Origin of the sequence: Streptomyces sp. NPDC051217 (genome assembly GCF_044455465.1) — a bacterium.
Taxonomy (GTDB): domain Bacteria; phylum Actinomycetota; class Actinomycetes; order Streptomycetales; family Streptomycetaceae; genus Streptomyces.
Genome location: NZ_JBITEV010000027.1, coordinates 43,382 through 55,443, shown reverse-complemented (window position 1 = coordinate 55,443; position 12,062 = coordinate 43,382). Strand labels below are relative to the sequence as shown.

Genomic DNA, 12,062 nt, shown 5'->3' with positions numbered 1-12,062 from the left:
ACGGTGCCCGAGTCGAAGATCGTCGAGACCCTCATCGAAGAGGCCATGAAGATCGCCGAGGAGATGGAACGGGACGGCGTCCCCTCCGGCGAGCCGCTGGTCGTGGCGGGAGCCTGAACGTGTCCTCGATCGCCGGCCGGGCCGCACACGCGGCCCGGCCGGCGATCGAGGGGATCGACAGTGGCACAGCTCACTCCCGGGCTGCCCCGGCGCTGATGGGCTCGCCCTGATCGAGCTTGCCCGACGGCATGTGCCGGCGGCCGTAGCCGTCGAGATCGCGTCGGCGATCGAAGCACCGACCTCCGTTGGCACCGGCGACCTGCCGGCTCGATCGTCGGGCGCGCGAGGCGACGAGCATCGTGACCGGGGCCTGTTTCGGAACGGGTCAGCGCTGCCTGATCCAGGTCAGGGCCCGCAATCAGAAGCCACTTCCGAACCAGGCCCCCGCCGCGGCGGGTCGTCTTCGATCAGGCGGGGTTGTCGGGCATGATCTCCCGGACCTCTTGCCCACAGCGGCACGCGGCAGCGATCTTGGCAGCCCACTCCAGCGCGTCCTCACGTGAGGGCACATCGATGATCGAGAACCCGCCGAGGACCGCCTTGGTCTCCGGGAAAGGGCCGTCGGTGACGGTCCCGTCGGTGGCCACGACGCTCGCCCGCTGCCTTTCCAGCCCACCGCCGAAGACCCACACACCGGCGTCCTGAGCCTCCCGCACCACCTCGTGCGAGGCCTTGGCCACCTCGGGCAACTCCTCCTCGGGGAAGTTCATCGCGCCGTCGTCGAACGAGATCAGGTACCGCGTCATACTTGGCTCCCTTGGCCGTCGGCCTCCTTCGGCCGCCTCTCACCCTACGACGAACGCCTCCCTCCAGGACCGACACTTCCCCCGGCTTCCGCGACAGGACCTAACGGCTCATCACGCCCCCCGCCGCACCCGCCGTGTCCGCGCCCTGGTCCAGGGGTCGCAGCATGCGGCCCGCCACCTGGACGCGGGACGTGCAGCCCAGTTTCTGCATCACCTTGCGCATGTGATTCACCGCCGTCCACTCCGCGATGCCCAGCCTGCGTGCCACCTCCCGGTTGGTCAGACCCTCCGTGACCAGCATCGCCACCTCGTGTTCGCGGCGGGTCAGGGAGCCGACGAGGTCCCTTGGGTGCGGTTGGTGTTCGGCCGGTTCGATCAGCGCGAGGGCCAGTGCGACCGCCTCGTCCGGGGTGCACCGGCCGCCCTGCTGCCAGGCCGTGTCGAAGGCGCTGCGGCCCATCCGTTCGGTGACCTGGCCGACGAGCGCGCCGCTGACGGCCCCGGGCTGGCCCACCAGGGTGTCGCCGACCCGGCGGCGGAGCGCGTCCGCCGCGCCGAGCAGGCGCGCCGCCCGCTCCCACACGGCCGCCGTGCGCCCGTACTTGTGGGTGAGGATCTCGGCCAGCACCGTCAAGCCCCGTGCCACCTCCGGCAGATCGCCCCGGTCGTGCAGCAACAGCAACGCCCGGCACGCCAGTTGTTCGGCACGGTCGTAGTCGCCCTGCGCTCCCGTCAGGCCCGCGAGAGTGAGCTTGACACGGGCCGCCGAGCGGGCGTCCTCGGCCCCCTCGAAGAGCCGTACCGCCTCTGTCGCGTGCCGCGCCGCCGACGCCGTGTCGCCCCGGTCCCTGCGCACCTCCGCCAGACGGGCCAGGACCGCCCCCCTGGACCACTGGCCGCCGCCCCGCGGGTCGAGGTCCGCGAGCACCAGCGTCAGCAGGTTCTCGGCAGCGGGCAGGTTCCGTTCGATCTGGGCGAGCCTGGCCAGGTGCTGGCGCACGGTCGCGGTCCCGGGGACGTCGGCCAGTTCGGTGTACACCGCCAGGCACTCGTCCAGCCAGGGCTTGGCGGCGGCCGGGTCGTCCGTCAGGAGCAGTGCCTCACCGAGTGCTTCCAGTGCGGCGAGCCGTACGCGACAGCGCTCGATGCCGAGGTCCACCGCGCCGGACAGCCAGTACGTGGCGCTCTCCACCTCGCCGCGCAGCAGCCAGTACGGCTGGGAAGCGGCTGCCAGTGTCGCGACCGCCTCGCCGTTGCCCGCCTCGGCCAGGAACTCCAGCGCGGCCAGCACCTCTTGGTGCCAGTGGTCGAACTGCTCCAGCGCCACGGTCTGCCCAGGCCCCTCCAACTGCCTTCGGATGCTGTGCAGTTGGCGCATGAAGAAGACGGCGTGGTCCGCCCGGACCGGCCCCAGCGCGCCCCGCCGCCTGAGGTGTTCCAGCGCCCGCGCCCGGGACCCGCGCAGCATCCAGAAACGGATGCTGCCGTCCCGCTGCTCCTCGGTCAGCAGAGCGCTGTGGTCGACCATCTCCTCCAGCGCCTGCCGGGTGATGTCCAGCGGGAGTTCGAAGACTCCGGCGGCCTCGGCGACACCGAAGCTCTCGGTGAACACCCCGAGCCGTACGAGGAGTTCGACGGAGGCCGGCGGGAGCCCCAGGGTGTCCACCCCGGCGGCCGGGCCGCCTTCCGCCGCTTCGGTGCCGGGGCCGGCTCCCGCGCTCGGGTCCGTCAGCGTGCCGGGCGAGCGGCTCAGCTCGTCCAGCAGGGCACGCGGCGAACTCACCTTCAGCCGCGCCGCGGCCAGTTCGATCGAGAGCGGCAGCCCGTCGAGCATCTGACAGAGCCTGGCGACGGTCTCACGGTTCTCCTGCGTGAGCCGGAATCCGGGTCGTACCGCCTTCGTACGGTCCACCAGGAGCCGTACGGAGTCGACCTGCCCGAGGCGGCCCAGATCGGCCGTGTCGTGCGCCGTCGGCACCGCCAGCGGGACGAGCGGGACCCGGTGCTCCCCGTACATCCCGAGCACCTGCGTGCCGACGGTCAGCAGGCAGAGCCGCCGGGCCGCCGCCGCGACCGCCTCCCACAGCGCGCGGATACCGTGCGGCGGGCGGTTGCCGCAGTCGAGTACGAGCAGGAAGTCCCGTCCGCGGAGGTACTCGCGCAGCAGATCGAGCGGTGAGTTCACGCCATCGGCGTCCGGGGCGGTGTCCGCGTCCGGGACGGTGTCCGCGTCGGCGTAGGCGTAGACGTCGTCCGCCGGAGTACGGGCGGGGGCCGGCCCCGGCGTCAGACCGAGCGCCTCCGCGACCGCGCGGGCGAGCCCGCCGTCCGGGTCGTCGGCCGCCGGCTGGAGGGTGTCCAGCTCCACGTAGCGCCCGCCGTCGGCGAAGACGCCGGAGATCTGGTCGAAAAGCGCGTCGGCCAGTCGGCTCTTGCCCACGCCCACCGGGCCGGTGAGCGTGAGTATCTGCCCGTTCGGCGCGGCGGCGCGGGCCTTCAGGTCGGCCAGCTCCGCGTCCCTGCCGACCCGCGAGGTGAGCGCGTAGCGCGCCCGCTGGTGGGTGGTGGCCCGGGGCGCGGGCCGGCTGATCGGCTGGGTGGTGGTGGGGCGGGCGACGGGCCCCGCGGGATCTCCGCCCGGCCGCGTGGTCTCGACGATCCGGATCTTTCCTTCGGTTCCTGCGGTTTCTGCGGTTCCTGCGGTTCCTTCTGTTCCTTCGTTGCTCTGGGCGCGCATTCCAGCCCCCGTGGCTCATCTTGTTCGCACGACTGACTCGTTACTTCTCTCCCCCGGAAATCTCACAGGCCCCGTCCAACGAGCGGTCAAGGATGGTTCAGCGCACGCTCACTGACGGGTCATCGGACGGATACCCCGGCGCCCCGCCCACCGGCTCCGAGCACGCGAAAGGCCGCCCGGCCCGCCGAGTGATCGGCGAGTGGGCGGCCCTGTGGCGGATGGCGCCTACGTGCGGGCGTTCTCGTGTACGTGCCTGGCCGAGCGCGGCCGACGCGACAGGATCCGCTCCGCGGCCAACTCCCCCGCCTGCACGGCGGCTTCGCTCGTCGGGCGCTGGAAGACCCAGTCCCCCGCGAACTCGACCGCCCGCGTGGACCGGTCCAGGAAGGCGCCCTGGAGTCGCAGGGCGTCCGGGGTCGCCTCGGGGGCGGCGTACGGGAAGCGGTGCACGTGCGCCCCGCGCAGCGCCGTACGCAACTCGGGTACGTACCTGGTGGCACGCCCCAGCAGCGTCTCGACGACCTCCTCGTCGGGCCGGTCCATCAGCTCGTCGGTGGCGCGGGCCGCCGTCAACATGCTGACCAGTCCCTTTCCGCGCGGCGCCCGGTTGGCGGCCTTGAAGTGCTCGAAGGTCAGGCCGGCCAGATATCCGTCCTCCTTCTCCGGGATGAGCAGCGCGTAGACCTTCTTCGTTCCGCGCGACTGACGGACCGCCAGGGGACGGTCGACCAGGCAGGTCACGCGGATCATCCGGGAGTACGACGTGGCGTACAGGAAGGGGAGTTCACCGGCGGGCGCCGACGGGTAGAGCTTTCCGGCCACCGGCGCGGGCACCGCGAGTACGGCCTCACGAGCCGTCACCACCGCGCCGTCGGTGAAGACCAGCCGTACGCCGCCGTCCTGGATCTCGGTGACCTCCTGGACAGCTCTGCCGGTGTGTACGGTCAGCCCTTCCGCGACCTTCCGGGCGAGGGCGTCCATCCCGTCCCGGTACGTGCGCCAGCCGTGCAGCCCGCGGGTGGCGACCATCGTGGCGACCAGTGGCGCGACGCACGACCGCCGGGTGTCCCAGGCCCAGCCGGTGCCGGCCGCCGGCTGGAGCAGATAGTCGTGCAGGTCCGGGTGTTTGCCGTCGACGAACTCGGCGACCGTACGCAGCCCCAGCGGGCTCTCCCCCGGCCGCCGCGTGCCGACCTTGCCGAGCGAGGGCAGCAGCCCGCCCAGCATCCCGGTCATGGCGGCCCGGCCGCCGAGAGACAGCCCGGCGCCGGTGAGGGTGCCCACCCAGTGCCCGCTGCCCGCGTGCGCCTTGCCGTTCCGCCAGACACCGGCGAGGCTGCCGACCTTGAGCACCCCGCCGTCCCGGTCGAGGCCGACGTCCTTGATCAGCCGCCAGGTGGCCGGGTAGCCGTGCGAGGCGAGGGTCTCGGTGCCCTTCTCGACCAGCCAGCCGTCCTCCTTGTGCGCCCGCATCCGGCCGCCGATGTCGCTGTCGGCCTCGAAGACCTCGGGCGCCCGGCCGGCTTCCTTCAGCCGGTACGCGGCGGTGAGTCCGGCGATCCCGCCACCGACGACGGCCACATCGACGTGCGTGCTCGTCTCTCTCATGCTGGTGCACTCCTCTCTCGACGCTCTGGTCCGGACACCGCGGCTCCTGTGCGCAGCGGGCGGGGCCCCTGGGCCGGGACCGGCCCAGGGGGGGCGCCGGCCGGGTGCCTGCTGGGCGTGGGCGCGCTACGTCCAGCGCCCGGTGCCGTACGTCTCCTCGCCCAGCAGCCGCTCGCGCAGCTCGACCCGGCGCACCTTGCCCGTACTCGTACGCGGGATCTCCGCCGGCGGCAGCACGCGCGGCGCCCCGAGCGCCGGCAGGTCCGCCGTCGCGCGCGCCCACTCCGTCTCGTCCAGCGAGCCGTCCCGGGTGCAGACCACCGGCAGCGGGAGCTGCCCCGGGATGCCGATCACGGCGGCCTCCAGCAGCTGCGGCAGCCGGTCGGCCAGTACGTCCTCCAGCTCGATGCAGCTCATTCCGGGGATCACGTCCACCTCACGGTCCAGCAGGCGGAAGGCGCCCGCGGCGGTGCGTACGCCGTAGTCGCCGGTGTTCCACCACTTGCCGCGCGCCTTGTCCTGCCAGCGCCGCTGCTCGCCGAGGTAGCCGATGCAGCGCCCGTCGGTGCGGGTGAGCAGCACGCCGGGCCGGCCGTTGGGGACCGGCTTCATCGTCGCCGGGTCCACCACCTTCATCCCGGTGAAGCCGGGGATGGGGCGGCCCACGTCGCGCGTCGTGGGGTGCCGGTCGCCCTTGGCGGCGAGCGCCCTGCGGGTGAGCAGCCGGAAGGTCATGGGGCCGGTCTCCGACTGGCCCCAGCCCTGGAGCCAGGCCGGGAAGCGCCGCTTGCTGGCGTGCAGGAAGCGGCGGACGGTGGGCGGGTGGATGGCGTCGAAGGTGCTTACGTAGAGCCGTACGTGCCCGTACAACTCCGGCCGCTTTTCGGCCAGTTCCTGCCAGCCGATGTATGTGGCGGGCAGCGCCTCCAGATATGTGGGCCGCCGCCGCGCGAACATCCGTTCCGCGGTGGCCGGACTCGCGTCGGCGAGCAGCATCGCGTCCTTCGGCTCCAGCCTCAGCGTGCCGGTGCTCCAGGTGATCATCCGCATGTGGTTGAAGGGGGTGGCGGTGGCCACCGTGTCGGAGCGCTTCATGGCCACGATCGGGAAGCGCAGCGACTCGGTGCGGCCGAGGTGGCCGAGCACGGTGTCGACGGAGTGCACGACGAGCTTCGGGACGCCGGTGGTGCCGGAGGTGTGGGTGGCGACCATCGGCTCGTAGCCGGCCGTACGGTACGCGCCCGGGGTACGCGCCCCGCGCAGATCGTCCAGCGCGACGGTGCCGGGCGGTGTGCCGGGCGTGCCGGGCTGCGCGGTGCCGACGGTGACCGTGCGCGGGACGAGGGACTTCAGGTCCACGCCCCGCTCGGCCGCGCGGCCGAGGATGTCGGCGGTGGTGACGAGCAACTGCGCGTCGGCGCGCTTGAGTACGGTGCCCAGCGTCTGCGCCGGGAGACTGCCCGCGACCAGCACGGGGAGGCCGCCGAAGCGCGCGGTCGCGCAGGCGAGGATCAGATAGTCCCAGTGGTTGTCCTTGGCGATGGCGACCCGGTCGCCGGCCCGCGCCCCCGCCTCGTACAGCAGTCCGGAGGTCTCCTGGACCAGCTCGGCCAGACCGGCCACGCTGAAGTCGGTGCCGGCGCCGGGGGCGATGTCGAAGGGACGGCTGAGATGGAAGGCGGTGCTGCGGCCCGCGAGCGCGTGTTCGTCGAAGAGCAGGCCGAGTCCGGTCGGTTTGTTCCTGTTTCCCATGTGTGTGTCCTGTCCGGAGTTCGGGCCGCCGGCTCGGGCCGCGGCCGTCGCCCCTCAGCTCGCGAAGTGGATGAGGTTGGCCAGGACGATCCCGGCGACGCCCGTCCGGAAAGCCACCACTCCTCGCCTGCGTGCCAGCAGTGCGTCGCCGTCGCGGCCGAAGGAGGTGAACTGGCGCAGCCGCAGCGCCATTTCGGGCAGCAGGGCGGCGAAGAACCACCACGGTGCCCAGCCGGCGGCCGACGCTCCGACGGTCAGCAGCAGGTCGACGGCGGAGAGCGCGCCGATGAAGAGCAGATTGCCGCGCGCGGACGCGTGCACGGCGACGGTGCTGCGGCCGACAGCCGCGTCACCGCTGATGTCCTTGGTGTTGGAGTAGCAGGAGACAAGAATCTGCCAGAGCCCGAACAGCACCGCCTGCACGAGCACGAGGGCGGGCAGATGCCCGGTCACAAAGCCGTACGGCGCGACGACGATGACCAACGGGCAGCCCATGATGAGCACTTCACCGAGTCCGCGGTAGCTGAGCTTGAGCCCCCAGGAGTACTGGAACCCGGCGAACAGCACCAGTCCGGTGACGACGAGCGCCCACAAGGGCCGCTCGGGGGCGGCGACGGCGGACGCGGTCCAGAGGACGGCCCCCCAGACCAGACTCAGATACCCGAACCGGGTGGCCTGCGGGACGCTGAGCGCCCCGGTGAGAAGGGGTTTGCGCGCGAGGGGCCGAAGGGGAGTGCCCCCGGTGCCGAGGTAGTTGGCGCGGTCGCTGCCGTCCTTGATCCCGTTGACGTCGTCGAGGGCCATGACGGCGGAGATGACCCCGATCTCGCCCAGGAGGAAGAGGAGCAGTGTGGTGAGCGTGTCGGGGGCGAGCCGCGCTCCGCCGGCGAGGGCGGTCCAGAGGACGAGCACGCTGAGGTAGTAATCGAGAACGAACTCAAACTTGGCAAGCCGCGCGTACGCGACGAGCCGGACTCGGGCGCCGGGGGCAGGGGGCGCGGCCGTACGGGAGGCCGTAGCCCCGCCGGAGGCCGGCGCCCCGTCGCCCGGCCGCGAGGCCCCACGCCCCGCGTCCACAGGCGTGAACGCATCCATCGCTTCTCCCCCTCCCTCTCCCGCTCCCCTCCGCCGTCCGGCCTCAGCCCGCCGTCGCTGTCGTCCGCGCCGACGTCGGCGCCGGCCTTCGTGCCGTCGTCAGCTTCTCCGCCGCCCGGATGCCCGAGAGCATCGCCGCTTCCGAGATCGGGGCGGTGAAGTAGTCGCCCGCGAAGACCACCGGCGCGTGCTGGAGGCCGATGACGCGCGCCGACATGCGGTAGCGGCCCGGCGCGGGCAGCGGCATCGCGTGCGGGCGGACCGCGATCTCGAACGGCTCCGCGTCCGCCGGGAAGTCCGGCCACAACTTCGTGACCAGCCGCGTCGTCTCCGCGTACTGCTCCTGCGGCGACATCGCGAGCAGTCGCCGCGTCTCCGCCCGGCCCGGATAGACGAACGCCAGGTGCTTGTCGACCGAACGCCCCCGCGCGTCCTTGACCTTGCGCGGGAAGGTGATGATCGTCTTCACCGGCGGATCGTCCGCGCCCGCCGCCACGATGTGCGCCTCGGACGGCATGCTGCTGAAGTCGACCAGGTACGAGACCGACAGCGCGGGCTCGTACACCTGGGTCTCCAGGAACTCGCGGGTGTCGCGCCCCACGAGGTCGTTCGGCAGCGCGGCCGTCAGCTTGGCGGCGACCGGCGCGGTCGTAGCGACCACGACGTCGTCGAAGATCTCGGCGTGGCTCTCGCCGTCAGCGGACCGCGCCGTGATGTGCACCCGGCCGCCCGTCACCTGGAGGTCGGTGACCTCGTGTTCGAGCCGGATGTCGGCGCCCTCGGCGTTGCGTTCCGCGATGACCTCCATGCCGTTGCGGAACACGTAGAACTTCGCGCCGACGACCTGCGCCTGCATCGCCCGTACGTGCGCGGCGGACACGTCCTCGCAGCGCCACAGCCAGAACGACTCGATCTCCGGCCGCAGCAGATTGTCGAAGCCGCGCTGCGACAGGCTCTTGCGGGCGTACTCCGCCGCGGTCGTCCCGTCGTCGAACGGCGCGAGCTTGACCGGGTCGAAGATGTCGAGCCGCTTGCGCAGACGCGTCTCCTTCATCGTGCCGGCCAGGAAGCCGATCCGGTCCCGGAGGCCGACGTGCTTGTACGTGAGGAGGCTGCGCAGCGAGTCGGAGAGAAGCTCGGCGGGCTGTCCGTTGTCCACGACGATGACGTTGTTGGACATCTCCACGAGCTGGTCCTCCAGCCCGTACTCGTGAATCCGCTCGAACATCAGCTTGTAGAAGCTGGTGAACCAGAGGTTGATGCCGACGGAGGGCTCGATCTCCGAACGGTGCCACGAACGGGCCCGGCCACCGAGCCCGCCGGCCGCCTCGAAAATGACAACCTCGCGCCCTGCCTTGATCAACTCTTTGGCGGCGGCGCAGCCGGCCATACCTCCGCCGATGACAGCGGTCCTCTCACGCTGGCTCATTCGCTTTCCCTCCAGGGATTGTCTCGGATCGACCTCGACGGTTGTCGCCTGTTGTCGCCGCAATTTAGGAGGGTGAAGCGGCAGTTGGATATAGCAGTCATGCGGGAAATGACCCGCACACACCTGTCATTGTGCGCATTCGCGCGTTGCGGGACCGTAGTCGGGGAGCATGCCGCCCGACGACCCGTCAGCGAGCCGACCTGCCGCACGACCGGATGCTCAACCGCCCCCGGAGGAAGTCGAGTTGTCACTGCCGGTGGGCTCGCGCTCTTACGCGGAGGGCACCCGCACCACACCTTCCGTCCTCGCTCGTGTGAACGGGATCGACACGCCGGCCCCGAAACGGTGTTCCCCCTCGAAAGGTTGCCGAATGTTCGCCTCACTGGCCAGATTCACCACGCAGCGCAGCAAGCTGGTCCTCTATCTCTCCGGTGTGCTCCTGGTGCTTGCCGGGGCGCTGGGTGGTGGCGTGATTTCGACTCTCTCCGCCGGTGGATTCACCGACAGTTCCACCGAATCCGCGAAGACGGCCGAGGTCCTGGACACCCGATTCGGTTCGGGCGCCCCGAATCTGACCCTGCTGGTCTCGGACACCCGCGGCGTCGACGATCCGGCGGTCGGCGCGGCCGGTGAGCGGCTGACCGAGCGCATCGGCGAAGAGGAGGGGGTCGAACAGGCCCTGTCCTACTGGACGTTGGGCAAGGCCCCGGCACTGCGCGGCGAGGGCGGCGACAGCGCGCTGGTCCTCGTACGGATCACCGGCGACGAGGACCAGGTGCAGAAGACGCTGGAGCGGATCCAGCCGGAGTACGACGGCACGGCCGAGGGCCTGGACACGCGCGTGGGCGGCGCCGCGGTCGCCAACAAGGAGATCACGGACACCACCCAGGACGACCTGCTCCTGATCGAGATGGTCACCTTCCCCGTCCTGATGGTCGTGATGCTGTTCGTCTTCCGCGGTGTCGTGGCGGCGCTGGTGCCGCTGATGGTCGCCGGACTGACCATCGTGTCCGTCCTGCTGACGCTCCGTATCCTTACGCTGTTCACCGATGTATCCGTTCTGGCGACCAACGTGGCGACCGGACTCGGGCTCGGCCTGGCGATCGACTACGGCCTCATCCTCCTCAAGCGGTATCGCGAGGAGTTGCACGGCGGGGCCGGCACGGACGAGGCGATCGCGACCGCGCTGCGCACCGCCGGCCGTACCGTCCTGTTCTCGGCGGTGACGGTGGCGCTCGCGCTCGCGGGTCTGCTGGTCTTCCCGTTCTACTTCCTGCGGTCGTTCGCGTACGCGGGCATTCCGACCGCCCTGCTGGCGGCGATCGTCTCCATCACCTTCCTGCCCGCCCTGCTGAAGGCGCTCGGCCCGCGGATCGACAAGGGCCGCATCCGCGTTCTCGGCCGCGGTAAGGCGGAGAAGCCGCCGAAGCCGGAGTCCGAGCGCTTCTGGTACCGCCTCGCGACGACCGTGATGCGCTTCCCGGTGCCGGTCGCGGTCGCCGTGATCGGGCTGCTGCTCTTCCTCGGCTCGCCGTTCCTGTCCCTGCACATGAGCCTCGCCGACGACCGCGTCTTGCCGGCCGACACCCAGTCGCGGCAGATCAGCGACATCCTGCGGGAGGACTTCGGCGCCCAGGAGTCGCAGGCGCTGAACGTGGTGCTGAGCGACACCCCGCCGACCGGGGAGCGTTCGGTGGAGACGTACGTACAACAGCTGTCCACGCTCGGCAATGTGGCGCGGGTCGACAGCGAGGCCGGTTCCTTCGCGGCCGGCGAGCAGGTCGCCCCGCCGGGGCCGGGCTCGGACCGGTTCAGCGCGGACAGCAGCACGTATCTCTCGGTGATCCCGGAGAGCGAGTCGCTGAGCGAGGAGGGCGAACAGCTCGTCAAGGACATCCGGGCGTCGGAGGCACCGTACGACGTCCAGGTCGGCGGCCCGGCGGCGGAACTGGTGGACTCGCTGGACTCCATGTACGACGAACTGCCGACGGCCCTCGCGATCATCGGTGTCACGACGTTCATCCTGCTGTTCCTCTTCACCGGCTCGCTGGTGCTGCCGCTGAAGGCGCTGGTCCTCAACTGCCTCAGCCTCAGCGCCACGTTCGGTGTGCTGGTGTGGGGCTTCCAGGACGGTCATCTGGAGGGCGTCGTCGGCGACTTCGTGGTCACCGACACCATCACCTGGACCGTGCCCGTCCTGCTGTTCTGCATCGCGTTCGGCATGTCGATGGACTACGAGGTCTTCCTGCTCTCCCGGATCAAGGAGGAGTGGGACCGCTCGGGGGACAACCAACTCGCCGTGGCCCGCGGCCTGGAGCGCACCGGCGCGATGGTGACGGCCGCGGCGGGGCTGATCGCCATCGTGTGGCTGGGCTTCGTCCTGTCGGGGATCTCGTATCTGAAGGCCATCGGCCTGGGCCTGGCCATCGCGGTCCTGATGGACGCGACGCTGGTACGGGGCGCCCTGGTCCCGGCCTTCATGCGCCTGGCGGGCCGCGCGAACTGGTGGGCACCGGGCCCGCTGGCCCGCTTCCACCGCAGGTTCGGCCTACGCGAGGCACCGGGCGCACCGGACGCACCGGCGAAGGCCCCGGAGGGAGAGGCGACGCGGGAAAGCGTGCACTGAGGTCCGTGG

Annotated in this window: 7 protein-coding genes and 1 pseudogene; 2 read left to right on the top strand and 6 right to left on the bottom strand. The window is 71.2% G+C overall.

The genetic code is table 11. The features are described from left to right. Positions 1–117 (top strand): annotated as a pseudogene (locus tag ACIBBB_RS35490) (4-hydroxy-3-methylbut-2-en-1-yl diphosphate synthase); the annotation flags it as partial. A 350-nt stretch (positions 118–467) separates the two neighbouring features. On the opposite strand, the gene ACIBBB_RS35485 reads toward ACIBBB_RS35490, so the two are convergent. The 6 genes from ACIBBB_RS35485 to ACIBBB_RS35460 form a co-directional block, all read right to left on the bottom strand. After that, positions 468–806: a YciI family protein gene (locus ACIBBB_RS35485; RefSeq protein WP_398989472.1), complete on the bottom strand. Its 339-nt coding sequence runs from the start codon at positions 804–806 to the stop codon at positions 468–470. A 100-nt stretch (positions 807–906) separates the two neighbouring features. Further along, entirely contained in the window at positions 907–3,543 is a 2,637-nt protein-coding gene (locus ACIBBB_RS35480) for an ATP-binding protein (RefSeq protein WP_398989470.1), read from the bottom strand. A gap of 225 nt (positions 3,544–3,768) precedes the next feature. Continuing rightward, positions 3,769–5,151 (bottom strand): protoporphyrinogen/coproporphyrinogen oxidase, encoded by a 1,383-nt coding sequence (locus tag ACIBBB_RS35475; RefSeq protein ID WP_398989468.1) that lies wholly within the window; start codon positions 5,149–5,151, stop codon positions 3,769–3,771. A gap of 126 nt (positions 5,152–5,277) precedes the next feature. After that, the gene (locus ACIBBB_RS35470) at positions 5,278–6,903 is read right to left on the bottom strand and encodes a class I adenylate-forming enzyme family protein (protein WP_398989466.1); all 1,626 of its coding nucleotides are present in this window, start codon (positions 6,901–6,903) and stop codon (positions 5,278–5,280) included. A gap of 54 nt (positions 6,904–6,957) precedes the next feature. After that, positions 6,958–7,998: a prenyltransferase gene (locus ACIBBB_RS35465; protein ID WP_398989464.1), complete on the bottom strand. Its 1,041-nt coding sequence runs from the start codon at positions 7,996–7,998 to the stop codon at positions 6,958–6,960. A gap of 43 nt (positions 7,999–8,041) precedes the next feature. Then, on the bottom strand, positions 8,042–9,427 hold the full coding sequence (locus tag ACIBBB_RS35460) for an FAD-dependent oxidoreductase (RefSeq protein ID WP_398989462.1): 1,386 nt from the start codon (positions 9,425–9,427) through the stop codon (positions 8,042–8,044). Between the two features lie 370 nt (positions 9,428–9,797). On the opposite strand from ACIBBB_RS35460, the gene ACIBBB_RS35455 reads away from it, so the two are divergent. Further along, positions 9,798–12,053, top strand: coding sequence for an MMPL family transporter (locus ACIBBB_RS35455; protein WP_398989460.1), 2,256 nt, complete (start codon positions 9,798–9,800; stop codon positions 12,051–12,053). Positions 12,054–12,062 lie beyond the last annotated feature (9 nt).

Coding starts and splice junctions, on each gene's coding strand:
- ACIBBB_RS35485 (WP_398989472.1), bottom strand. CDS start 806: ATGACGCGGTACCTGATCTCGTTCGACGACGGCGCGATGAACTTCCCC.
- ACIBBB_RS35480 (WP_398989470.1), bottom strand. CDS start 3,543: ATGCGCGCCCAGAGCAACGAAGGAACAGAAGGAACCGCAGGAACCGCA.
- ACIBBB_RS35475 (WP_398989468.1), bottom strand. CDS start 5,151: ATGAGAGAGACGAGCACGCACGTCGATGTGGCCGTCGTCGGTGGCGGG.
- ACIBBB_RS35470 (WP_398989466.1), bottom strand. CDS start 6,903: ATGGGAAACAGGAACAAACCGACCGGACTCGGCCTGCTCTTCGACGAA.
- ACIBBB_RS35465 (WP_398989464.1), bottom strand. CDS start 7,998: ATGGATGCGTTCACGCCTGTGGACGCGGGGCGTGGGGCCTCGCGGCCG.
- ACIBBB_RS35460 (WP_398989462.1), bottom strand. CDS start 9,427: ATGAGCCAGCGTGAGAGGACCGCTGTCATCGGCGGAGGTATGGCCGGC.
- ACIBBB_RS35455 (WP_398989460.1), top strand. CDS start 9,798: ATGTTCGCCTCACTGGCCAGATTCACCACGCAGCGCAGCAAGCTGGTC.